Origin of the sequence: Pseudomonas sp. W17, from assembly GCF_040268305.1 — a bacterium.
GTDB lineage: Bacteria > Pseudomonadota > Gammaproteobacteria > Pseudomonadales > Pseudomonadaceae > Aquipseudomonas > Aquipseudomonas protegens.
Window position 1 is genome coordinate 1649464 of the sequence record NZ_CP158490.1, and the last position, 21468, is coordinate 1670931.

The following is a 21468-nucleotide window of genomic DNA, read 5'->3' on the forward strand; positions in this document are numbered from 1 at the left end:
GGATAGTTCACAAAGGATGGGTGGCCACCGACCAAAGCCGACTGTTCTCGTCTTCCCCGGGCTGTATACTTGCGCTCTATTTGAGGAGCGCTCCATGGTTGAAGATGTTGAACTGAATCGCCTCTACTGGCACAGCCGCCGCGGCATGCTTGAGCTGGACGTATTGCTGGTGCCGTTCGTCAGGGAGGTGTACCCGCATCTCAATGAGACCGACCGCGAGTGCTATCGCAAGCTGCTGGAGTGCGAGGATCAGGACATGTTTGGCTGGTTCATGGAGCGCAGCGAGTCCGAGGACCCCGAGCTGCAGCGCATGGTCCGCATGATTCTGGACCGTGTCCAACCCAAGTAGGTTGTTCGAATGCCGCTGGCGTGCCTCACGGCAACTGCTGGCGGCCTACCTGCTGGCCCAGGCGTTCGCCCTGGGCGCGTTTTTCCTGCTGGATCTTCCGTCTGTCGCCAGGCTCGTGGGGCTAGGGTTGTGCCTGCTGCACGCCGGCTGGGTGTTGCCGCGGCAGATTCTCTTGAGCCATCCACGTGCCTTCACCGGGTTGCGCCATTCGCCCGAAGGCTGGCAGCTGTGGAGTCGATCCGAGGGGTGGCAGGCCGTGCAGTTGCGCCCCGACAGCCTGGCTCTGCCATTGATCGTGGTGCTGCGTTTTCGGCTGCGGGGCGAGCGCTGGGTGCGCTCCCTCTGTGTACCGCGGGACGCGCAGGCTGCCGACCAACATCGGCGCCTGCGGCTGCGGCTCAAGTTCAGCCGGCGTAGGTGGGCGGCACCAGAATAGTGTCCCGGGCCTCGGGCAGCATCTGCGGGTAGTCCAGGGTGTAGTGCAGGCCGCGGCTCTCCTTGCGCTCCATGGCCGAGAGAATCATCAGCTCGGCCACCTGGGCCAGGTTGCGCAGCTCGATCAGGTCACGGCTGACCTTGTAGTTGCTGTAGAACTCGACCCTATGAGGCTAAACCCAATGGATACAGGGGTTTCAGCCGATGACCGTCAACCACCGCTCCCAAAGTGGGACAAACCTGTTACAAACTGCGCTCGCCAAGCCGTACCACTATCGCCGGTCTGGTCGCTATTACCTTCGCCTTCGCCCTCAAGGAACCGTTAAGGGCTTCTTCACGCTGTCACTCAGGACTACCGACAAGGCCACCGCAATGACCATCTCAGACGACATCCTCTCGACCCTCAAGGCTTACCACTTGGACAACCCAGAGGCGTCATGGGATGAACTGCGTGAGCGCCTGACTGACTTCGCTGAGTACAACCTGACGGTGGCACACGGTGACAGCTCACTGGTCGCTTACGAGATGATCAACGATGAGCATCACTTGGCGCTGCGTAAGGCGTCCGCAACGTTGCCTCTGAGCGTGAATCAGCAGCGGGCAGTGAGTAAGGCACTTGAGATCCTTGAGGCCTCTCAGGAGCGTATGCGGGGCCGTTCAGGGAAGCTGGTCGAGATCGTCAAAGACCTCAATGGCGAACCTTGTGGCACGTCTGAAGCCCTCTTTCTCTCCCAATCTGTAAATGCTTCTCCGGGTCTCACCTTCAAGTCCCTCTCTGCGTTGTACATGGAGGAACGCAAAGACAGCATTCAGGCCAGCACCATGCGGGACGTGAAGTCATCGTGTGAGGCTATCGGTGTGATCCTTGGCGACTTGGACATGAAGAGCCACACACGGGATGACATGAAGGGCCTGAGGGACAAGCTCCTTGAGGACCGTAAGCCTTCGACGGTAAAGAAGCTGCTGACCCGGCTATCAACGGTCATGGATTGGGCTGTGAACAACGGCTATTTGGACAAGAGTTTCGACAAGGGTCTGAAGCCCACGAAGGGCGCTGACAGTTCCCGTGAGGCGCTCTCTCAGGATCAGGTAAAGGCCCTGATGACCCATGCTAATTCACTACCAGTGGACGCATGGCAGCGCTGGGCGTTGTCCCTTGGGGTGATCACAGGGACCCGTATCGAGGAACTGAGGCAGTTGACCAAGGCTGACGTAAAGCAGGTCGGGACTGTGTGGGTCATCGACATCAATAGGAACGATGGCAAGACAGCCAAGACCAAGAATGCTCTGCGTGTCGTACCGTTGACTGACGGTGCCTATGGCTTCGACCTTAAGGCGTTCCTTGAGTTTGTCAGGAAGGCCGAATCTCGGCTGTTCACCTTGGGCGCTGGTCAGTTCTCGAACCTGCTTAACGGTGCGTTACGGGATGTCTTGAGCTTGAACGCTGATCGGACCCAGACCTTCCACTCGTTGCGTCACTCGCTGGCCGGTGCCTTGAAGGCCGCTGAGGTGCCTGTGGGGACCGCTGAGTCCATCTTGGGGCATGCGTCGGGATCTATCAGCTACGACCTGTACGGGTCTGGGAGTGCTGTTGAGGTGGGGCGTATGGCTGACGCTTTGGTGAAAGCTCTGCTCTGATTAGGCTGGGCACATTCGTGCTGGGCCCGCAGTGGAAAGACAGTATGCGGGCCCTACGTTACTTATTTTCCTTCAGTGTTCGTCCTTACATTCAGACGCCACCGAATAGTCCCTTGAGCCGCTGTGTGTTGGTGGTGGCTCTGTGGGGGAAACGGATCATCCTTGTTAGAGGTCACCTCTTTGTTGCAACCCAAGCAGCGGTAAATACCAGACATTGGAACGGTTGATCCCGGCTTATGCGTGGCTGTCCAATGATCACCCGGTTCGGTGACCCTCGTGACTCGCGAATCGTTTGTGTACCAAGACATCGCTAACTCCGTTTATTGAGATGTGAGTCCCTATCAGATAGCGCTGGATCCGTTATGTCAATTGGCCATGTGTCGTGCCTTGTGGCGTGGCGTGATGGCTGGTGTCGTTAAAAACACTCACTGAAACAGGATGACCACAACGGTCGCCATGATTTCAAGTGAGGACCATATGACCCAGCTAAACCAGCCCGGCCCGTATCACCGCCATGTTGACTACGAGGCCGGTTGCATCTTGCACGTTAACCCAGTCACTGGCGAGGTCATTGCCCAGAGCGCGATGGTTCGGGCGAAGAACCCCGAAGAGAAGTATCAAGCATGGGCTACTGAGCGACGTGCTGATGCCCTGCTCGTTTCGGACCACTCCAGTGCTGTCACGCTTTCGACTTTCCCGGAAGCGGTGGCCTCAGCTTTGAGGGCTCCTAAGCCTGCCAAGGCCGGACGGGGGAGACCCAAGACCAGTTACGCGAATCCGGTAGCCGCCTACATGCATCTCCTTGCGTTGCCTGACCTGCTGCCATGGGTCGATCACATCATCACCGGGTCGATCATCACCAGTGCCGGAGTCACGAATGGCAAGATCAACGTAAAGGCCCGTGCAGTCATCGGTGCGTTGTTCGCCACGGAGATCACAGCGGAGGTCTGCAAGACCAGCGAGATCAGCTTACGGACCGCACAGCGCATCGCTAAGGCTGCCCGACATGCTGCTCATGGGATTGCCTCGTATGTTGAGCGGCACCCTACAATCAAGGCTGAAATAGACGCGGAGGCTCTATTCCGGGCCTTTTCGATTTAACGCCGGATAATATAAAAGAAAACTTTATGACCTCAGGTCTTTACGGGTCTTGGGGTAAAACTCACTGGGTTACGCATTGTGGACCCCAAGGGCGTTAGGTGGACCCAGTGTGAAGGGATTTGCTATTGCAAAATAATCCCCTTCCTCAAAGTCAACTTTAAGTACTCCATGAGCAGCACGCCAAGGGTCTATTGAGTCTAAGGCCTAACAGGTTCTGCATGGTCACGTCAAGGGTGACGCAAAAACCCTCACTACAACAGGGTAGGCCCAAAGTCCTTTCGTAAAGGGCGCTCAATGGGTCTGCCCCGTGCATCTACGCCCGTCGCTGGGCGCAAACACAACTAATCCAGTCTTTCTGATAGTGCCTTTCATGCCACGCCGGGTCCCTTTGTCGGGGTCTGGATGCTCGGCTGTGGGTGCGACCTGAAGGGCACTACCAAAAAGGATCCGACAACTATGCTGACCAATAACCAAACCGAACTGCTGCCCATCGTGATTGAGGGTCAAACGTTCAAGCCGAACGAAGATGGAATGTGGAGCCTCACGGCCATCCACAAGGCACTGGGTCTGCCCGACAATAAACGCCCCGGTCAATGGAGCAATGCCGTACAGGCTGAGCTGCACCGATGTGGAAATTTCAACATCGTTCATGGCGACAACGGCGGGACCATGGCAACCGAGGCTGCGACTATCGCTTACGCCATGTGGGTTTCGACTGACTTCTACCTAATGGTCATCCGTGCGTTCATCGCCATGCGTAACAGCGCCATCCGTGACGCCAAGACAAAGGACGCCCTGCTGGCTGCCAACATGCCCAAGGCTACGACCCTCGACCTGAAGGCCCGTGGTGCTGGTCTTACATGGACCGAAGCGTGCCGTGTAGCAGGTATTCAGCAACCTCGCTTGGCTATGGACGTTCTGGTCACCATGAAGTCCTTCGTGTACCCCGTCGATAACTTCGGGTCCCGTACCGGCTCGCCACGACCCAAGAAACAAGGCTTCGAAGTGGGCGCCTTCGTAAAGGTCTCGTCGGTCTACGGCAACCGTGAAGGCTGGCGGGTTAAACCTCGTGGACTCGACTGGCTGCGTGAGAAAGCTCAAGAGGTCAACCTGAAGGTCGCCGAAAAGAAGACCGCTCAGGCCAAAGCCAAAAAGGCGGCTCAGGCATCACGCATTGACCGCTGGGGCCGTGTAAGCAAGGAGGTGGCCTGATGAGTATCCCTCAGGTCAACACCCTGTCCCGTAAGGAATCACGCCGTCTAATCTTGGTTCTGACCATGATGCTTCAAGGAGCCTCGGCGTATGAACGCAAGGTCGCCATGCAGTACCACAAGGACACCATCAAGATTCGTGAAGCAGCTTCCCGTGCCCGCGCTAAGGCTCGTGATAAGGAGGTCCACCCATGACCTTCGCTGAGCAACTCAATGCGTTCTTAACGACCCCTGCAAGTCGGACCAAGCTGGTCATCCTGCGTGCCATCTGGCGTGATCATTACGTCCGTAGACGGATGACCTGCAAGGGTGAGCAGGGTGTCATTTACGAGCGACTTTGCGAGCATCTGAAGGCCACCAATCCGGCCTTGGTCTCGTTCATCGACTCTATCGCCACCAGCAATATGCACCTTGATGCGGTCCTGATGGTCCCCATGCAGATCCCGCTGACCCGTCAACCGATCACCCTACCGCTGTAACACCCACCGCCGTCCGCCATCGGCACAACAACCCCATCTAACTGAAACCCAGAAGATATTGATCATGACCTTGAGAGGCCCGTGAGGCTACTCCTTGCCATCTGGTCACGTTGCCTCTATGCGGCAAGGCCATGAATCAATGTCTCTAATAGGAGACCCACAACCATGCAACTGAATATCCAGAAAGTCACCCCTGAAACCGTTGAAGTACAAGGTCAGGTCGTAGCCCGTGCGTATGCCGAGGGCGTCATGCTGGCGACCCTGATTGCCACCGCAGGGACCAACAAGCCTGCCCAAGAGGCCATCGTAGGTCAGTACCTCGATGCTGGTCTGAGCGCTGGTGCCTTCCCGTCCATCGTAAGGGCCATCGAGACCCGTAAGTTGGTCGCACAACGTGAGCAGGCTGAGCGTATCGCTGAAGCCAATGCCCATGCCGAGCGCTGCAAGTCCTATGAAGGTGGCTCTGCCCTTGAGGTCGCTCGTCGTCGTGCCGCTCGTGAGACCCGAGAGGACAAGTACCGGGCCATGGGCGTAGCTATCCGGTCCGCTAATGGCCGTAGCAGCTTCTCATCGGATGCCAACTGGCTCGACAACCACTAAGACCGACCTTTCTCACCAATTTCAGGAGACCACTATTATGTCCAACGCATTCAAAACTACCGATCACCGTGACCAGCGCGACCGCTACACTGCGCCGACTTCCTATGAGTCTGCCGTGTGGGGCAATGGCGGCAACCTTCAGTTCAGCTCGCAAGCCTCTACGGGCACCCAAGCGACTGACTCCAGCGTATTGGCTCAGGCCATCACTCAGGGCATGGACGAATTCTTCAATGGCGGCGAATGGGAGCAGAACGCTGTCGATGCGATCCCCTGTGAGTTCCGCCCTAAAGGCACCGAGCCGACCCCCGTTCAACTGGTCAACATGGTCAACCGCAACGTCGAGTTTGATCCGCGCCAGTCGATCTACGATCACTCTCTGATCACCAAAGGGGAGGCCGTAGCGGGCGACTTCATCTTCACTGAGCCGACCAATACCGCAGCGTTCTTCTCGCATCGCTTCACCCTTCTGGATGCTCACGTTGTTGCTGGCTTCACTGGCAATAGCATTGGTCAGATGATGGACAAGATGCTGGCTGACTTTGAGAAAGCCTGTGGTTCCACCGTGGTAGACATCCTCATCAAGTCCCCAAGCGTCGAAGCCAAGGAAGTCTCCATTGCGGGCACCACTCCGCGTGAACGTGCTGAGGACTGGATCGACGCCCTGACCTTGAGCATTAACCAGTCGGTCGGTAACTCACTGAGCGACTTCGTGTTGCTGATGCACATGACCGAGCAGGCAATGCTTGAGCGTGCTGCCCAGCGTGCCGGTGTCGAATCCATTGAGGAACTCTTGGGCTGCCGTACTCAGTTCTATTCCGGGTCTGACCGTGGCGTCTTCATGTTGCCCAAGGGCTTCGCCTCGCTGTCGTTCCGTCATGACCAAGAAGGCGACGTGTGGAAGATCCTTGCGAGCCGTAACGCTGGCGTACAGGGCTGGGACTTTGAGGTGAGCGGTGTGGCTGACGTAATGGCTCAGGCCAAGGTCAAGATCAAGCTGGCAAACCCTGAGGACCCAGCCGAGCGCCTGCAAGTTGAGTCCGTAAACTTCCCGCTGATTACCCGCGTGGTCGTCAAGGCGTAACACCCGCAGTATCCATAGGGCCCATCGCGGGCCTTGTGGGCTGACCTGAGCATCTACCTAAATAGGTGGGTCTTCAGTTGAGCCCATTCCGTGGCGCGTTCCTACGCTCGAAGAGCAGGGACATGACCCACAACAACCATCACATTTTACGTAGGAACGCCTAAGGAGACCGCTATGGCCGCCAAGAAACCGTGGTTGGCCGTCCTTAAGGCTATCGCTATGTCGAAAGCTACGTGGAAGCTGGTCGGAACCGTAGCGGTTCTTTATGGCTGCGCTCATGGCGAGCTAATCGCTGAGCTGGTCGGAGAGGTCATTGGCGACGTATCGCGTACCCTTTGAGAATCTGACACAAATTTCTCTGAGACCACCTGTAACTACTAACCTGCGCGGTTACCCCCGTAGGCCCTCGCACGCTCGCTCAGGCGCACACGATAAGGACCCTTGCGGGCAGGCGATAAGGACCCCAGCGTTGGGACAAATGTGTGCCAAAGCTGTTACAAAACGGGGTCCTATGGTGCTACGCTATGGGCTCCTAACGTGCCTCAAAAGGTCGGTGTAAGGATCGTATCCTTCGCCTCTGGCAGTAGCTCTGGATAGTCCAGCGTGTAGTGCAGACCCCGAGATTCCTTACGCTCCATGGCAGACCTGATCATCAGTTCCGCTACTTGAGCAAGGTTCCTCAACTCAATCAGGTCTCTGCTTACGCGATAGTTGCTGTAGAACTCGTCGATCTCGTCCAGCAGCAGGCGCACCCGGTGCTGGGCCCGCTGCAGGCGCTTGTTGGTGCGCACTATGCCTACGTAGTCCCACATGAACCGCCGTAACTCGTCCCAGTTGTGCGCAATGATCACGTCTTCATCGGAATCGGTGACCTGGCTGGCATCCCAGGCGGGCAGGGCGATGGGGATCGACACCTGGGGCAGTTGCCGAAGGATGTCGGCCGCCGCCGAACGGGCGTAGACGAAGCACTCCAGCAACGAGTTGCTGGCCATCCGGTTGGCGCCGTGCAGGCCGGTGAAACTGGTTTCGCCAATGGCGTACAGGCCCGGCACGTCGGTGCGGCCCTGTTGGTCCACCATCACCCCGCCGCAGGTGTAGTGCGCGGCCGGCACCACCGGGATCGGCTGCCGGGTGATATCGATGGAAAACTCCAGGCAACGCTCGTAAACGGTGGGGAAGTGGCTCTTGATGAAGGCTTCCGGCTTGTGGCTGATGTCCAGGTAGACGCAGTCGATGCCCAGGCGCTTCATTTCATGGTCGATGGCCCGGGCCACGATGTCCCGTGGTGCCAGCTCGGCCCGAGGGTCGAAGCGCGGCATGAAGCGTTCGCCGTTGGGCAGCTTGAGGTGGGCGCCTTCGCCACGCAGGGCTTCGGTAATCAGGAAGCTCTTGGCCAAAGGGTGATACAGGCAGGTGGGGTGGAACTGGTTGAATTCCAGGTTGGCCACCCGGCAGCCCGAGCGCCAGGCCATGGCGATACCGTCGCCGCAGGCACTGTCGGGGTTGCTGGTATAGAGGTAGACCTTGGCTGCGCCGCCGGAGGCGAGGATCACGAAGCGCGCGCCAAAGGTGTCGACCTGGCCGGTGCTGCGGTTGAGCACGTAGGCTCCCAGGCAGCGGTCGCCTTCCAGCCCCAGGCGTTTTTCGGTGATCAGGTCGACGGCGACCCTTTGTTCCAGCAATTCGATATTGGGGTGTTGCCGAGCCTGGGCCAGCAGGGTCTTGAAGATGGCCGCACCGGTGGCATCCGCCGCGTGGATGATCCGCCGGTGGCTGTGGCCGCCCTCGCGGGTCAGGTGGAATTCGAAGCCGCTGTCGTCGCTGCTGGAGTCTTCGTCGCGGGTAAAGGGCACGCCCTGGTCGATCAGCCACTGGATGGCCTCGCGGCTGTGTTCCACGGTAAAGCGCACCGCATCCTCGTGGCACAGGCCGCCCCCGGCATTGAGGGTGTCATCGACGTGGGATTCTACGGTGTCGGTATCATCCAGCACGGCCGCGACGCCGCCCTGGGCCCTGAATGTCGAGCCGTTGGCGAGGTCGCCTTTGCTCAAGACGGCAATACGCAGGTGGCTGGGCAGGGTCAGGGCCAGGCTCAAGCCGGCGGCACCGCTGCCAATCACCAGAACATCGTGTTGAAACTGTTGGCTCATTTGAAGGATTCCGCTCAAAGCGACCCGGGAAGGGGTTGGCGCAAGACGCCTGAATCGGCAAGTCAAAGCAGCCACACAGCCCACTAGTATATAGAGGGGGGGATCGGCACAATAGTCGCGCCTTCATGGCATTGTGCGACTTCACCGAGCAAAAGCGTTGCTCTCGGTCAGTCCGATATTCGGAGCATTCCAGCCTCTGGAGCGGCTAATCGAAGACATAGGGCGGTTTTTCTTGCCACCGTTACACAATCTTCGTCTGGCGCAGCTATAAAGATTGGGAACTTTTGCCAAGGCCCCAAACTCAATAGAAGGTTGCCTGAAAGAAGGGACAGCGTCGGTTATATCCAAGGTTTACAGTGTGTCCCTTGTGACAGAATTCGACGACAGGATTATTCGCGCAGCCGGCCTCGCCCGTGCTGCGTTTTTCGTGCGTGCCGGATCAGAGCCCGCAGGAAACTTGCTTGGAGGGGGAGAACTTTTGCGAAAAGCCCGAGTCTATGTTTGCAAGCCTGATCGTTTAGTGATGCAAGCCTCCTCCGAGCTTATCGAGGAGTGTTCATGCTAACCCAGGAAGAGGATCAGCAGCTGGTCGAGCGCGTTCAGCGTGGCGACAAGCGAGCGTTCGATCTGCTCGTGCTGAAGTACCAGCACAAAATTCTCGGGTTGATCGTGCGTTTCGTGCACGACACCCATGAAGCCCAGGATGTTGCACAAGAAGCTTTTATCAAGGCTTACCGTGCGCTAGGTAATTTTCGGGGTGACAGCGCGTTTTACACGTGGCTGTACCGTATCGCCATCAACACGGCGAAAAACTATCTGGTTTCACGCGGCCGCAGGCCGCCGGATAGCGATGTAAGTTCTGAGGATGCGGAGTTCTATGACGGCGATCATGGCCTGAAGGATCTCGAATCGCCGGAGCGTGCGTTGCTGCGGGATGAGATCGAGGGCACCGTCCATCGAACCATCCAGCAACTGCCTGAAGATTTGCGTACGGCCTTAACTTTACGTGAATTCGATGGTCTGAGTTACGAGGACATTGCCAGCGTCATGCAGTGTCCGGTGGGTACCGTGCGCTCCCGGATTTTCCGCGCTCGGGAAGCCATCGATAAAGCCCTGCAGCCGTTGTTGCAGGAAACCTGAGACAGCGGCGACAGCCAAGAGAGGAACCGCCATGAGTCGTGAAGCCCTGCAGGAATCGCTGTCCGCGGTGATGGATAACGAAGCGGACGAACTGGAATTGCGTCGGGTATTGAATGCCGTCGACGAAGTGGAAACCCGTGAGACCTGGGCCCGTTATCAAATCGCCCGGGCAGCCATGCACAAGGAGTTGCTGCTTCCGCGTCTGGACATCGCCGCTGCCGTTTCTGCAGCTCTGGCTGATGAGGCCGTGCCGGCCAAAGCCTCCCGCGGACCTTGGCGCAGCCTGGGCCGTCTGGCCGTAGCTGCCTCGGTGACCGTGGCCGTGCTGGCGGGTGTTCGCCTGTACAACCAGGACGAGATCGCAGGTGTCGAGCTGGCACAGCAAACCGGCCAGCCCACCCTGGCGACTCCACAAGTCAAAGGGCCGGCAGTACTGGCTGGCTACAATGAAAGCTCGGAAGCTACTGGGCCCATGGCCAATGGCGTACTGCAAGGGCAGCCAGGCTGGCACGATCAGCGTCTGCCAAGCTACTTGCGCCAGCATGCCCAGCAAGCTGCACTCAAAGGCACTGAAAGCGCTCTGCCTTACGCCCGTGCGGCAAGCCTGGAAAACCGCTAAGGAGGATCATGCGCGCCATACCTCTATTAACGCTTCTGCTCAGTGGCTGGTTTGTGGTTCCAGCCCATGCCGACGAAGCCCAGGACTGGTTGCAGCGTCTTGGGCAAGCGGAACAGCAGCAAAGCTTTCAGGGCACTTTCGTTTACGAGCGCAACGGTAGTTTTTCTACCCATAACATCTGGCATCGCGTCCAGGATGGAAAGGTCCGTGAGCGGTTGATCCAGCTCGATGGGTCCGCTCAAGAGGTGGTGCGTGTCGACGGTCGTACCCAGTGCGTCAGTGGCGAGTTGGTGGCAGGTCTCGGGGATTCCCCGGACGGTGCCGCCCGAGCCCTGGACCCGCAAAAACTCAAGAATTGGTACAACCTTGCTGTCATCGGCAAGTCGCGGGTGGCCGGTCGCCAGGCGGTGATCGTTTCGGTCACGCCCAAGGACCAGCATCGCTATGGTTTCGAGCTGCACCTGGATCGTGAGACCGGGCTGCCGCTCAAGTCCCTGTTGCTCAACGACAAGGGGCAGTTGTTGGAGCGCTTCCAGTTCACTCGCCTGGATACTGCGGATGTGCCTGACGACGTCGAGTTGCGTCCCAGCGCTGGTTGCAAGCCGGTGTCTCTGGACAGCGACAAGGCCTCGGCGGTCAAGACTGTGCAAACCTGGCATTCCGACTGGCTGCCTCCGGGCTTCGAATTGACCAGCAGCAGTGCCCGCAAGGATCCGGAAACCAAATCCATGGTCAACAGCCTGCTGTATGACGATGGTCTTGCGCGCTTTTCGGTGTTTCTCGAGCCGCTCAACGGCGCGACGGTCACCGATACCCGCACTCAGCTCGGACCTACGGTGGCTGTATCACGCCGCCTGACTACCCCCGATGGCGAGATGATGGTCACGGTGGTCGGGGAGATCCCCATTGGTACTGCTGAACGTATTGCGCTGTCGATGCGTTCCGATGCCACTGCCAAGCAATGAGCCTTTGTTGGTTGTGTAAGAGGTCAGTGATGCCCGCTCCACAATTGAGAAGATGAAATGTTTGGTCAGCAATTTCATTTGCAAAATTCCCAGAGTTTTTCTATAGGTCAGAACCCCCTCGGTTCTGACCTTATTTGTCGTTCCTGGAACAAAGATGCCGCCCCTGCAGTTTCGGTATTTGCTGTTCCATATCGCTTAACCACGCTCGTCGTAACGGGAGCCGTATGTCGATACCACGCTTGAAGTCCTACTTCACCATTCTTGCCACCGTGCTGGTGCTTGGGCAGGCCGTTTCTGCCCAGGCGGCCGAGCTGCCTGATTTCACCCAACTGGTCGAGCAGGCCTCGCCTGCGGTGGTGAACATCAGTACCACGCAGAAACTGCCGGACCGCCGGGTTTCCAATTCGGCGCAGATGCCCGACCTCGAAGGCCTGCCGCCAATGCTGCGCGAGTTCTTCGAACGGGGCATGCCCCAGCCACGCTCTCCGCGCGGGGATCGTCAGCGCGAAGCGCAGTCGCTGGGTTCCGGGTTCATCATCTCCGCGGACGGTTATATCCTCACCAACAACCACGTGATCGCCGATGCGGACGAAATTCTTGTGCGTCTGGCCGATCGCAGTGAGCTGAAAGCCAAGCTGATCGGTACCGATCCACGCTCTGACGTAGCACTGCTGAAAATCGATGGCAAAGACCTGCCGGTGCTGAAACTGGGTAAATCCCAGGACCTCAAGGCCGGCCAGTGGGTGGTGGCCATCGGCTCGCCGTTCGGCTTCGACCATACCGTGACCCAGGGTATCGTCAGTGCCATCGGTCGCAGCCTGCCGAACGAAAACTACGTGCCGTTCATCCAGACCGACGTGCCGATCAACCCGGGCAACTCCGGTGGCCCGCTGTTCAACCTGGCCGGTGAAGTGGTGGGGATCAACTCGCAGATCTACACCCGCTCCGGTGGTTTCATGGGCGTGTCTTTCGCCATCCCGATCGACGTGGCGATGGACGTTTCCAACCAGCTGAAAGCCGGTGGCAAAGTCAGCCGCGGCTGGCTTGGCGTGGTGATCCAGGAGGTCAACAAGGACCTGGCTGAATCCTTCGGCCTGGAGAAACCGGCCGGTGCGCTGGTGGCACAGATCCAGGATGATGGCCCGGCGGCCAAGGGCGGCCTGCAAGTGGGTGACGTGATCCTCAGCCTCAATGGCCAGCCCATCGTCATGTCGGCCGACCTGCCACACCTGGTAGGCGCGCTGAAGGCCGGGGCCAAGGCCAACCTGGAAGTGATCCGCGACGGCAAGCGCAAGAATGTCGAGCTGACCGTCGGCGCTATTCCTGAAGAAGACAAAGACCTGAGCATGCTGCCCAAGTCGGGTGTCGAGCGCAGCAGCAACCGTCTGGGTGTAGCGGTGGTCGAGCTCAACGATGAGCAGAAGAAAGCCTTCGACCTCAAGGGCGGGGTAGTCATCAAGGAAGTCCAGGACGGTCCTGCGGCGCTGATCGGCCTGCAGCCGGGCGACGTGATCACTCACCTGAACAATCAGGCGATCACCTCGGCGAAGGAGTTCACTGAAATCGCCAAGGCATTGCCGAAGAACCGCTCGGTGTCCATGCGGGTACTGCGGCAGGGTCGAGCCAGCTTCATCACCTTCAAGCTGGCCGAGTAATTCGCCAGCCCCTGAGGTTGCCCAATAAAAAGCCCGCCTCGTAAGAGGCGGGCTTTTTTGTGGCTTGCGTCAATGTCAGCGCATCATGTCCTTGACCATCTGTTCCTGGTCCATCATCTCGCGCTGGCGAGCGTCGATCCTCGACGACAGGGGGAAGTTGCTGCCGGCCCGGCGCTTGGCGAAGTCCAACTGCTGGATGGCCTGGCGATAGTCGCCCACCAGGGCGAAGTATTCGGCTCGGGCCTGGTGCAGGCCGATGATGTTGCCCGACAGGCCGCGGGTTTCCGCCACCAGGTACCAGACATCCGGGTCGTCCGGGCGGCTTTTCAGCAGGCCTTCCAGGGCCTTTTCGGCATCGGCCGGGCGGTTCTGCTTGAGCAGCAGGTCCACGCGGATCTGGTTCAAGGGGTAATTGCCCGGGTACAGGTTGAGCATCCTTTCGACCCGAGTTTGCGCGTCTGGCAGGCGGCTGTTGGCCATGTCCAGTTCGATCTGAGCCAGGTTGAAGGTCACGTCGTTGGGCGACTTGGCCAGCAGGGGCTTGAGGTTTTCCCGTGCTTCGTTCCACTGGCTGCCCTTGATCTGGGCGATGGCCAGGCCGTAGCGAGCGATGTCGTTCTTCGGGTTCTCATCGAGCTGCGCGCGAAAGCGCTTGGCGGCCAGCCCTGGCGATTCCTCATAGGTCAGTTGCACCCGGGTGCGGATCAACTGGTAGCGCAGGCTGTCTTCGGTGCCGCCTTGCCGGGCTTGTTCCGCGCGGTTGCGGGTGTCGGCGATCCGCGATTCGGTCACCGGGTGAGTCAGGAGAAATTCCGGCGGCTTGGCATCGAAGCGGTACTGGCGCATCAGGCGTTCGAACATGGTGGGCATTGAGCGCGGGTCGTAGCCGGCCTTTTCCAAATTGAGGATGCCGATGCGGTCGGCTTCCTGCTCGTTCTGCCGGGAGAAGCGCCGCTGTTCCTGGATGGCTGCGGCCTGGGTGCCGGCGATGGTGGCGATCCCCGCGTCCCCGGCGCCAGCGGCGGCAATCACGATCCCGGCCAGCAGGGCGGCCATCATCGGCACCTGCATGCGCTGCTGGGCTTCGACCCCCCGGGCGAAGTGACGCTGGGAAAGGTGCGCCAGTTCGTGTGCCAGCACCGAGGCGTACTCGCCTTCGGTCTGGGCATTGAGGAACAGCCCGCCATTGACCCCGATGATTCCCCCGGGAGCGGCGAAGGCGTTGAGCTGCGGGCTGTTGATCAGGATGAACTCCAGGCGCCGGTCGTTGACCTGGCTGGTCTCCACCAGTTTGTAGACGCTGGTTTCGACATAGTCCTTGAGTTGCGGGTCGTTGAGCTGCGAAACCTGGCTGCGCAGCAACGCCAGCCAGGCACGGCCCAGTTGGTATTCCTGTTGCGGAGAGACAATGGCTGAACTGGCATCACCGAGTGACGGCAGGTCGTCGGCGAAGCCCGGTGAGGCGAGCAGGCAAGCGAGCGTCAGCAGGGTAGGGCGCAATACATTCATGCACAAAGCCTTAATCGACAAAGGCTCTACTGTAGCTGGACACCTGGCCGGGGACCAGACAAAGCCAGTGAAAACTCTGAGGATAAAAAGTGCTTTTGGATAAATTCCGGCGTCTACCTGATCGTGGCTTCGGCAGCGCGCGGCAGTGCTCTGGTGTCGGCCTTCTTTATTGCCGGTGGGCCTGGCTTGCAGGGTATTCTAGACGCCTTGAATTGATGATCGGAGTAACCCAATGACCGATGTTGTCGCCCATGATGCCGAGCTGGACGCCAGCGGCCTGAACTGCCCGCTGCCGCTGCTCAAGGCCAAGATGGAACTCAATCGCCTGGCCAGTGGCGCGGTACTCAAGGTCATTGCCACCGATGCCGGCTCCCAGCGTGACTTCCGCACTTTCGCCCGCCTGGCCGGTCATACCCTGCTGCGTGAAGAGGATGAGGCCGGGGTGTATCGCTACTGGTTGAAAAAGGCCTGAGCGTAGTCTGCCCTTGAGGGCCTTCATCTAAGGAACATCGATGTTCAAAGTGCTACGTGACTGGATTCAGCGCTACTTCTCGGATGAAGAGGCGGTGGTGCTGGCCGTTCTGCTGTTTCTGGCCTTCACTGCCGTCCTGACCCTGGGCGGCATGCTCGCGCCGGTGCTGGCGGGGATGGTCCTGGCCTACCTGATGCAGGGGCTGGTGGTGAGCCTGGAGCGGCTGCGCCTGCCTGGCGGGGCGGCCGTGGGGCTGGTGTTCGCGCTGTTCATGGGGCTGCTGCTGGTGTTCATCCTGGTGGTGGTGCCGTTGCTCTGGCATCAGTTGATCACCCTGTTCAACGAGCTGCCGGGCATGCTCGCCAAGTGGCAGTCGCTCTTGCTGCTGTTGCCCGAGCGCTACCCGCATCTTGTGTCCGACGAGCAGGTGCTGCAGGCCATCGAAGTGGCCAGGGGCGAGATCGGCAAGTTCGGCCAGTGGGCGCTGACCTTCTCCCTGTCCAGCCTGCCCTTGCTGGTGAACATCATGATCTACCTGGTACTGGTGCCGATCCTGGTGTTCTTCTTTCTCAAGGATCGGGCGATGATCAGCCGCTGGGTGATCAGCTATCTGCCCCGCGAACGTACGCTGATTACTCGCGTGGCCCATGAAATGAACCGGCAGATCGCCAACTACATTCGCGGCAAGGTCATCGAGATCGTCATCTGTGGCGGGGTGACCTACATCGCCTTCGTCGCCCTGGGCCTGAACTATGCGGCCCTGCTGGCTCTGCTGGTGGGGGGCTCGGTGGTGGTGCCCTATGTCGGCGCCGTGGTGGTAACGGTACCGGTGGCGCTGATTGCGCTGTTCCAGTGGGGCTGGAGCGATCAGTTCATCTACCTGATGGCGGTCTACGGGATCATCCAGACCCTGGATGGCAACGTGCTGGTGCCGCTGCTGTTCTCCGGCGCGGTGAACCTGCACCCGGTGGCGATCATCTGTGCGGTGCTGCTGTTTGGCGGGCTGTGGGGGTTCTGGGGGATATTCTTTGCGATTCCCCTGGCGACCCTGTTCAAGGCGGTGCTGGATGCCTGGCCCAGGAAGGACCCGGTGGTGGCACCTCTACTCTAGGTACGCGGGGCGGCTGATACAGCCGCCCCGGTCATTTCAGGCCTTGTTCAGGGCCTGGGCCGCGGCCAGTACGGCGTCGACGTGCCCGGGTACCTTCACCCCGCGCCATTCCTGGCGCAACACACCGTCCTTGTCGATCAGGAAGGTGCTGCGGTCCACGCCCAGGTATTCCTTGCCGTAGAGCTTCTTCAGCTTGATCACGTCAAACAGCTGGCAGACGGCTTCGTCCTTGTCGCTGATCAGCTCGAAGGGGAATTCCTGCTTGCACTTGAAGTTCTCGTGGGACTTCAGGCTGTCGCGGGAAACGCCGAAGACTTCGGTGTTGGCAGCCTGGAAGGCGGCGTATTGATCGCGAAAGCCCTGGCCTTCGGTGGTGCAGCCCGGGGTGCTGTCCTTGGGATAGAAGTAGATCACCACTTGCTTGCCCTTGAGGCCGGACAGGCTGACGGTCTGCCCGCTGGTGGCGGGGGCCTGGAAATCGGCAATAGGTTGATCGATAGCAACGGCCATGGGGCTTCCTTACATAGGGTTCTGTGGGCGCCAGGGTTCGATCAGCGCGTCGAGGTTCATGGCATCGGCGAAGTCCAGGAACTGGTCGCGCAGCCAACTGATCTGGGTGCCGGCGGGCAGGGTCACGGTAAAGGTGGCATTGAGCATGGTGCCGCCGGTCTGTGGAGCCTGGTAGGTATCGCAGGTGAGGTTTTCCAGCTCGACCTGATGGTCGATGAAGAACTGGCACAGCTCATTGACGATGTCCGAGCGGTACGCGGCGCTGACGTAGGCCACATAAGGCAGGGCCTGGGGGCGGCTTTCCAGGGCGGCGCTGCGCACCACGTTGACCGTGAAGGCATGCTTCTTGGCCAGGAACGGCAGGCTGCTTTCCAGGCGCGCCAGGGCGTCCCAGCTGCCGGAAATCTCCAGAACCAGCGCGCTGCACTCGCCATGCCGGGTCAGGCGCGACGTCACCACGGCGCAGCGGTTTTCATGGCTGGCGCGGCACAGGACGTTGGTCAGCTCCATGGGGTTGGCGCCGAGGGCACTGATGACAAGGAATTGTTCGCGAACTGTGGGGGTGGACATGCAGCATTCCTAAAGCGATGAGCGGTCGGTACTTTTTGACAAGCCAGTACCGGGCAAGCGTCGCCGGCGGAACTTCAAGGCCTCGGACCACAAGCCGGCGACTGGCCCCGAAACGCTCGGAACACAGGCTGGCAACGCGGGAATGGGGCTTTGCAGATCCAACAGGCAGGCGATAACCCGGTCTACACGCTTATCAGTAGCGATCAAAGCCTGAAGGGTAGCGAAAACCATCGCTCAGGGGAATGCTCATGGCGCGGGACTTCGCTTGTGCAAGGAACTTGGCGCCAGTACCATTACCGCTCTCTTTTTCCGGCAGGAGCGGTTGCATGATTGCGGGCAGTATGGTGGCACTGGTCACACCCATGGATGCACAGGGAAATCTCGACTGGGACAGCCTGAGCAAACTGGTGGACTTCCACCTGCAAGAGGGCACCAACGCCATCGTGGCGGTCGGCACCACAGGTGAGTCGGCCACCCTGGATGTGAACGAGCACATCGAAGTGATTCGTCGGGTGGTCACTCAGGTTGCAGGGCGCATTCCGGTGATCGCCGGTACCGGCGCCAACTCGACGCGCGAAGCGATCGAGCTGACCACCAATGCGAAGATCGCCGGCGCCGATGCGTGCCTGCTGGTGACCCCGTACTACAACAAGCCGACCCAGGAAGGCCTGTACCAGCATTTCCGCGCCATTGCCGAGGCCGTGGACATCCCGCAGATCCTCTACAACGTTCCGGGCCGCACCGCATGCGACATGCAGGCCGAGACCGTGATCCGCCTGTCCTCCGTGAAGAACATCATCGGCATTAAGGAAGCCACCGGCGACTTGCAGCGCGCCAAGGCCATCCTGGCCGGCGTGCCCGGCGATTTCCTGGTGTACTCCGGCGATGACGCCACCGCAGTCGAGCTGATCCTGCTGGGCGGCAAGGGCAATATCTCGGTGACCGCCAACGTCGCGCCACGGGCCATGAGCCAGATGTGCGCCGCGGCCATGGCCGGCGATGCCGCCAAGGCCCGGGAGATCCACGAGACCCTGATGCCGCTGAACAAGACTCTGTTCATCGAATCCAACCCTATTCCCGTGAAATGGGCCCTGCACGAAATGGGCTTGATGCCGGACGGTATTCGTCTGCCGCTCACCTGGCTCAGTGCCGCCTGTCACGAACCGCTGCGGCAGGCCATGCGCCAGTCCGGCGTCTTGGTTTAATTGAGGAAGTACAACGCATGAAGCGAATGGCCGGACTTTCCGCACTTGCCTTGATTATCTCCAGCACCAGTGGCTGCGGTTGGATCTGGGGCCCGGAAGGCTACTTCCGTGACCGGGGTAGCGATTACCTGCAAGCGCAACAAACAGCACCGATGCAATTGCCGCCGGATGTACAGACCGCCAAGCGTCTGGACCCTCTGCTGCCGATTCCGCGCAACGTGGCCGACGACAACGTCAAGGGCGAGTACGAAGTGCCTCGTCCACAGCCGCTGTCGGCCATTGCCGATGCCAGCGACTACACCCTGCAAAAGAGCGGCGATTCGCGTTGGGTCATGGCCCAGCATCCACCGGCCGAAGTCTGGCCAGTGGCGGTGCAGTTCTTCCAGGACAACGGTTTCCGCCTGGATCAGCAGCGCCCGCAAACCGGTGAGTTCACCACCGGCTGGCAGCGTTCCGACGAGCTTTCCGCTGCCGTGGCCAAGCGCCTGAGCAGTGCCGGTGTCGCCGCCGACAGCGAAACCCGCGTGCGGGTACGCATCGAGCCAGGCGTGCAGCGCAACACCAGTGAAGTCTATGTGGTCAGCGCCGAGCGCCCTGCCGGCAGCACTGCCGACGTGGAGTTCACCAACCGTTCGGTCAACACCGGCCTGGACGCAGCGCTGGTGGACGACATGCTGGCAAGCATGAGCCGCACCTCCGAGAAGGGCGGTTCGGTGTCTCTGCTGGCGGCCCGCGATTTCGATACCCCGAGCCGGGTCAGCCTCAGCGAGGACGGCAGCGGCAACCCGGTACTGAACCTGGGCGCCGACCTCGATCGCGCCTGGTCCAGTGTTGGCCGTGCCCTGGAACAGGGCGAATGGCGGGTTGAGGACATCAACCGCAGCCTGGGCCTGTACTACATCAACCTGGCGGAAAAAGCCGAGAAGAAAGACGACGAGCCGGGCTTCTTCGGCAAGTTGTTCGGCAGCAAGCCGGCCAAGGAAGAGATCGAAGCCCGTGCCGAGCGCTATCAGGTTCGCCTGAGCAAGGTAGGCGAGAACGTCCAGGTCACCGTCGAGAAGAACATCAACACCGTGGCGCCGGCCGATGTGGCACGCAAAGTGTTGGGCGTGATTCAGGACAACCTGGGCTGATCCGATGCGTTTTGCCGTTCTCGGCAGTGGTAGCCAAGGGAATGGCACGCTGATCGTCAGTGCCGACACCTGCGTTCTGGTGGATTGTGGTTTCTCCCTGCGGGAAACCGAGCGGCGCCTGCTGCGTCTGGGAGTCGATCCCGCGCAGCTGAGCGCCATCCTGGTAACCCACGAACATGCCGACCACGTGCATGGCGTGGGTTTGCTGTCTCGGCGCTACAATCTACCGGTCTACCTCAGCCAGGGCACGTTGCGCGGGATGCGCAAACCGGTGGAGGTCGCGGGTTTTGTCCGCGGTGGCGAGTCGCTGCAGATCGGCGCCTTGCGCATCGACGTGATTGCCGTGGCCCACGACGCCCAGGAACCTACGCAATTTGTCTTCAGTGATGGCCAGCGGCGCTTCGGCCTGCTGACCGACCTCGGCTCCTACTGCGCCGGGGTGCTGGACGGCTACCGTGGCCTGGATGCCTTGATGATCGAGGCCAACCATTGCCGGGATCTGCTGGCACGGGGTTATTACCCGTACTTTCTCAAGCAGCGGGTTGGCGGCGACCTGGGACATTTGAACAACCATCAGGCCGCAAGCCTGGTGGCCGAATTGGGATGGCAGGACCTGCAGCATCTGGTCCTGGCTCATCTGAGCAGTAAGAACAACCTGCCGCAGCTGGCCCGGCAATGTTTTGTCGACACCCTCGGGTGCGACCCGGACTGGCTGCAACTGGCCGATCAAGATTCAGGGCTCGACTGGCGCCACATCGCCTAGCCCACCTACTTAGCAAGCGGAGCCCATCATGGAAAAACGTGAAGAACTCTACCGCGGCAAAGCCAAATCGGTTTACAAGACCGACGACGCCGACCGCTTGATCCTGCTGTTTCGCAACGACACCTCGGCGTTCGACGGCAAGCGCATCGAGCAGCTGGACCGCAAGGGGATGGTGAACAACAAGTTCAACGCCTTCATCATGCAGAAACTCGAAGCCGCCGGCGTGCCGACCCAGTTCGACAAGCTGCTGGGCGACAACGAATGCCTGGTGAAGAAGCTCGACATGATTCCGGTGGAGTGCGTGGTGCGCAACTACGCCGCCGGCAGCCTGGTCAAGCGCCTGGGCGTGGAAGAGGGCATGAAGCTCAACCCCTACACCTTCGAGCTGTTCCTCAAGGACGACGCCAAGGGCGACCCGTTCATCAACGAATCCCACGTGGTGGCATTCGGCTGGGGTACTGCCGAGCAACTGGCGCGCATGAAAGAGTTGTCGCTCAAGGTCAACGAAGTGCTGAGCAAGCTGTTCGATGACGCCGGCCTGCTGCTGGTGGACTTCAAGCTGGAGTTCGGCGTGTTCAGCGACGGCTCCATCGTCCTGGGCGACGAGTTCAGCCCGGACGGTTGCCGTCTGTGGGACAAGGACACCAAGAAGAAGATGGACAAGGACCGCTTCCGCCAGGGCCTGGGTGATGTGATCGAAGCCTACGAAGAAGTGGCCCAGCGCCTCGGCGTACCGCTGTAATCGACGCAAGCATCTGATAGCACGGAAAAA

The 21468-nt window shown here is 59.9% G+C and carries 23 protein-coding genes and 1 pseudogene; 19 read left to right on the top strand and 5 right to left on the bottom strand.

Features of this window, described 5'->3' with window-relative positions; translation table 11 throughout:
- Positions 1–94: 94 nt before the first annotated feature.
- Together ABCR88_RS07525 and ABCR88_RS07530 are read left to right on the top strand one after the other, a co-directional pair.
- Positions 95–349 (top strand): succinate dehydrogenase assembly factor 2, encoded by a 255-nt coding sequence (locus tag ABCR88_RS07525; RefSeq protein ID WP_011059785.1) that lies wholly within the window; start codon positions 95–97, stop codon positions 347–349.
- The gene (locus ABCR88_RS07530; RefSeq protein ID WP_015634517.1) at positions 333–785 is read left to right on the top strand and encodes a protein YgfX; all 453 of its coding nucleotides are present in this window, start codon (positions 333–335) and stop codon (positions 783–785) included. Before ABCR88_RS07525 ends, ABCR88_RS07530 begins: the two co-directional genes overlap by 17 nt.
- Here ABCR88_RS07530 and ABCR88_RS07535 read toward each other — a convergent pair.
- Positions 754–945 (bottom strand): annotated as a pseudogene (locus ABCR88_RS07535) (L-aspartate oxidase); the annotation flags it as partial. The gene ABCR88_RS07530 and the pseudogene ABCR88_RS07535 sit on opposite strands and share 32 nt — an antisense overlap.
- A gap of 43 nt (positions 946–988) precedes the next feature.
- Here ABCR88_RS07535 and ABCR88_RS07540 point away from each other — a divergent pair.
- The 7 genes from ABCR88_RS07540 to ABCR88_RS07570 all read left to right on the top strand — a co-directional run bounded on the left by ABCR88_RS07540 (position 989) and on the right by ABCR88_RS07570 (position 6894).
- The gene (locus ABCR88_RS07540; RefSeq protein WP_350404305.1) at positions 989–2422 is read left to right on the top strand and encodes a tyrosine-type recombinase/integrase; all 1434 of its coding nucleotides are present in this window, start codon (positions 989–991) and stop codon (positions 2420–2422) included.
- Positions 2423–2899: 477 nt separating this feature from the next.
- The gene (locus ABCR88_RS07545; protein ID WP_350404306.1) at positions 2900–3523 is read left to right on the top strand and encodes a hypothetical protein; all 624 of its coding nucleotides are present in this window, start codon (positions 2900–2902) and stop codon (positions 3521–3523) included.
- Positions 3524–3979: 456 nt separating this feature from the next.
- Positions 3980–4735, top strand: coding sequence for a KilA-N domain-containing protein (locus tag ABCR88_RS07550; RefSeq protein WP_350404307.1), 756 nt, complete (start codon positions 3980–3982; stop codon positions 4733–4735).
- Positions 4735–4929 (top strand): hypothetical protein, encoded by a 195-nt coding sequence (locus tag ABCR88_RS07555; RefSeq protein WP_350404308.1) that lies wholly within the window; start codon positions 4735–4737, stop codon positions 4927–4929. The genes ABCR88_RS07550 and ABCR88_RS07555 overlap by 1 nt, the downstream gene beginning before the upstream one ends.
- A complete protein-coding gene (locus ABCR88_RS07560; protein WP_350404309.1) occupies positions 4926–5213 on the top strand; it encodes a hypothetical protein in 288 nt (95 codons plus the stop codon). The genes ABCR88_RS07555 and ABCR88_RS07560 overlap by 4 nt, the downstream gene beginning before the upstream one ends.
- Before the next feature lie 165 nt (positions 5214–5378).
- Positions 5379–5813: a hypothetical protein gene (locus ABCR88_RS07565; protein ID WP_070415300.1), complete on the top strand. Its 435-nt coding sequence runs from the start codon at positions 5379–5381 to the stop codon at positions 5811–5813.
- A gap of 37 nt (positions 5814–5850) precedes the next feature.
- A complete protein-coding gene (locus ABCR88_RS07570) occupies positions 5851–6894 on the top strand; it encodes a hypothetical protein (RefSeq protein ID WP_350404310.1) in 1044 nt (347 codons plus the stop codon).
- Between the two features lie 542 nt (positions 6895–7436).
- Here the strand turns inward: ABCR88_RS07570 and nadB are convergent.
- On the bottom strand, positions 7437–9044 hold the full coding sequence (gene nadB / locus ABCR88_RS07575; RefSeq protein ID WP_350404312.1) for an L-aspartate oxidase: 1608 nt from the start codon (positions 9042–9044) through the stop codon (positions 7437–7439).
- A 558-nt stretch (positions 9045–9602) separates the two neighbouring features.
- Here nadB and rpoE point away from each other — a divergent pair.
- The 4 genes from rpoE (at position 9603) to ABCR88_RS07595 (ending at position 13423) form a co-directional block, all read left to right on the top strand.
- Entirely contained in the window at positions 9603–10184 is a 582-nt protein-coding gene (rpoE, locus tag ABCR88_RS07580; RefSeq protein WP_007930230.1) for an RNA polymerase sigma factor RpoE, read from the top strand.
- A gap of 31 nt (positions 10185–10215) precedes the next feature.
- A complete protein-coding gene (locus ABCR88_RS07585) occupies positions 10216–10803 on the top strand; it encodes an anti sigma-E factor RseA C-terminal domain-containing protein (RefSeq protein ID WP_011059788.1) in 588 nt (195 codons plus the stop codon).
- A gap of 8 nt (positions 10804–10811) precedes the next feature.
- Complete coding sequence (locus ABCR88_RS07590) at positions 10812–11768, top strand: MucB/RseB C-terminal domain-containing protein (RefSeq protein WP_041116484.1); 957 nt, start codon at positions 10812–10814, stop codon at positions 11766–11768.
- Between the two features lie 224 nt (positions 11769–11992).
- Positions 11993–13423 carry a DegQ family serine endoprotease gene (locus ABCR88_RS07595; protein WP_041116486.1) on the top strand — a complete coding sequence of 477 codons (1431 nt, stop codon included), beginning with the start codon at positions 11993–11995 and terminating at the stop codon, positions 13421–13423.
- 75 nt (positions 13424–13498) lie between these two features.
- Here ABCR88_RS07595 and ABCR88_RS07600 read toward each other — a convergent pair whose 3' ends face one another.
- Entirely contained in the window at positions 13499–14932 is a 1434-nt protein-coding gene (locus ABCR88_RS07600; RefSeq protein WP_350404314.1) for a M48 family metalloprotease, read from the bottom strand.
- 232 nt (positions 14933–15164) lie between these two features.
- Between ABCR88_RS07600 and ABCR88_RS07605 the strand changes: the two genes are divergently transcribed.
- Together ABCR88_RS07605 and ABCR88_RS07610 are read left to right on the top strand one after the other, a co-directional pair.
- Complete coding sequence (locus ABCR88_RS07605; RefSeq protein WP_011059792.1) at positions 15165–15404, top strand: sulfurtransferase TusA family protein; 240 nt, start codon at positions 15165–15167, stop codon at positions 15402–15404.
- Between the two features lie 40 nt (positions 15405–15444).
- A complete protein-coding gene (locus ABCR88_RS07610; protein ID WP_123430209.1) occupies positions 15445–16515 on the top strand; it encodes an AI-2E family transporter in 1071 nt (356 codons plus the stop codon).
- A gap of 36 nt (positions 16516–16551) precedes the next feature.
- Here ABCR88_RS07610 and ABCR88_RS07615 read toward each other — a convergent pair whose 3' ends face one another.
- Complete coding sequence (locus ABCR88_RS07615) at positions 16552–17025, bottom strand: peroxiredoxin (protein ID WP_015634519.1); 474 nt, start codon at positions 17023–17025, stop codon at positions 16552–16554.
- A 9-nt stretch (positions 17026–17034) separates the two neighbouring features.
- Positions 17035–17595 carry a glycine cleavage system protein R gene (locus ABCR88_RS07620; protein ID WP_011059795.1) on the bottom strand — a complete coding sequence of 187 codons (561 nt, stop codon included), beginning with the start codon at positions 17593–17595 and terminating at the stop codon, positions 17035–17037.
- A gap of 326 nt (positions 17596–17921) precedes the next feature.
- Between ABCR88_RS07620 and dapA the strand changes: the two genes are divergently transcribed.
- The 4 genes from dapA to purC are packed head-to-tail and all read left to right on the top strand — an operon-like array spanning position 17922 to position 21438.
- Positions 17922–18800: a 4-hydroxy-tetrahydrodipicolinate synthase gene (dapA, locus tag ABCR88_RS07625; protein WP_011059796.1), complete on the top strand. Its 879-nt coding sequence runs from the start codon at positions 17922–17924 to the stop codon at positions 18798–18800.
- Positions 18801–18817: 17 nt separating this feature from the next.
- Complete coding sequence (bamC, locus tag ABCR88_RS07630; RefSeq protein ID WP_011059797.1) at positions 18818–19933, top strand: outer membrane protein assembly factor BamC; 1116 nt, start codon at positions 18818–18820, stop codon at positions 19931–19933.
- Positions 19934–19937: 4 nt separating this feature from the next.
- Positions 19938–20696, top strand: a complete 759-nt coding sequence (locus ABCR88_RS07635) for an MBL fold metallo-hydrolase (RefSeq protein WP_232642671.1) — start codon at positions 19938–19940, stop codon at positions 20694–20696.
- A 28-nt stretch (positions 20697–20724) separates the two neighbouring features.
- Entirely contained in the window at positions 20725–21438 is a 714-nt protein-coding gene (gene purC, locus ABCR88_RS07640) for a phosphoribosylaminoimidazolesuccinocarboxamide synthase (RefSeq protein WP_011059799.1), read from the top strand.
- The last annotated feature ends 30 nt before the right edge of the window (positions 21439–21468 follow it).

What these genes read in the sequence shown, in the direction of transcription:
- ABCR88_RS07555 (WP_350404308.1), top strand. Translation starts at nt 4,735, where the DNA reads ATGAGTATCCCTCAGGTCAACACCCTGTCCCGTAAGGAATCACGCCGT.
- ABCR88_RS07550 (WP_350404307.1), top strand. Translation starts at nt 3,980, where the DNA reads ATGCTGACCAATAACCAAACCGAACTGCTGCCCATCGTGATTGAGGGT.
- ABCR88_RS07600 (WP_350404314.1), bottom strand. Translation starts at nt 14,932, where the DNA reads ATGAATGTATTGCGCCCTACCCTGCTGACGCTCGCTTGCCTGCTCGCC.
- ABCR88_RS07540 (WP_350404305.1), top strand. Translation starts at nt 989, where the DNA reads ATGACCGTCAACCACCGCTCCCAAAGTGGGACAAACCTGTTACAAACT.
- bamC (WP_011059797.1), top strand. Translation starts at nt 18,818, where the DNA reads ATGAAGCGAATGGCCGGACTTTCCGCACTTGCCTTGATTATCTCCAGC.
- ABCR88_RS07615 (WP_015634519.1), bottom strand. Translation starts at nt 17,025, where the DNA reads ATGGCCGTTGCTATCGATCAACCTATTGCCGATTTCCAGGCCCCCGCC.
- ABCR88_RS07525 (WP_011059785.1), top strand. Translation starts at nt 95, where the DNA reads ATGGTTGAAGATGTTGAACTGAATCGCCTCTACTGGCACAGCCGCCGC.
- ABCR88_RS07560 (WP_350404309.1), top strand. Translation starts at nt 4,926, where the DNA reads ATGACCTTCGCTGAGCAACTCAATGCGTTCTTAACGACCCCTGCAAGT.
- nadB (WP_350404312.1), bottom strand. Translation starts at nt 9,044, where the DNA reads ATGAGCCAACAGTTTCAACACGATGTTCTGGTGATTGGCAGCGGTGCC.
- ABCR88_RS07585 (WP_011059788.1), top strand. Translation starts at nt 10,216, where the DNA reads ATGAGTCGTGAAGCCCTGCAGGAATCGCTGTCCGCGGTGATGGATAAC.
- ABCR88_RS07635 (WP_232642671.1), top strand. Translation starts at nt 19,938, where the DNA reads ATGCGTTTTGCCGTTCTCGGCAGTGGTAGCCAAGGGAATGGCACGCTG.
- ABCR88_RS07620 (WP_011059795.1), bottom strand. Translation starts at nt 17,595, where the DNA reads ATGTCCACCCCCACAGTTCGCGAACAATTCCTTGTCATCAGTGCCCTC.
- ABCR88_RS07590 (WP_041116484.1), top strand. Translation starts at nt 10,812, where the DNA reads ATGCGCGCCATACCTCTATTAACGCTTCTGCTCAGTGGCTGGTTTGTG.
- ABCR88_RS07605 (WP_011059792.1), top strand. Translation starts at nt 15,165, where the DNA reads ATGACCGATGTTGTCGCCCATGATGCCGAGCTGGACGCCAGCGGCCTG.
- rpoE (WP_007930230.1), top strand. Translation starts at nt 9,603, where the DNA reads ATGCTAACCCAGGAAGAGGATCAGCAGCTGGTCGAGCGCGTTCAGCGT.
- ABCR88_RS07545 (WP_350404306.1), top strand. Translation starts at nt 2,900, where the DNA reads ATGACCCAGCTAAACCAGCCCGGCCCGTATCACCGCCATGTTGACTAC.
- ABCR88_RS07570 (WP_350404310.1), top strand. Translation starts at nt 5,851, where the DNA reads ATGTCCAACGCATTCAAAACTACCGATCACCGTGACCAGCGCGACCGC.
- purC (WP_011059799.1), top strand. Translation starts at nt 20,725, where the DNA reads ATGGAAAAACGTGAAGAACTCTACCGCGGCAAAGCCAAATCGGTTTAC.
- ABCR88_RS07595 (WP_041116486.1), top strand. Translation starts at nt 11,993, where the DNA reads ATGTCGATACCACGCTTGAAGTCCTACTTCACCATTCTTGCCACCGTG.
- ABCR88_RS07565 (WP_070415300.1), top strand. Translation starts at nt 5,379, where the DNA reads ATGCAACTGAATATCCAGAAAGTCACCCCTGAAACCGTTGAAGTACAA.
- ABCR88_RS07610 (WP_123430209.1), top strand. Translation starts at nt 15,445, where the DNA reads ATGTTCAAAGTGCTACGTGACTGGATTCAGCGCTACTTCTCGGATGAA.
- dapA (WP_011059796.1), top strand. Translation starts at nt 17,922, where the DNA reads ATGATTGCGGGCAGTATGGTGGCACTGGTCACACCCATGGATGCACAG.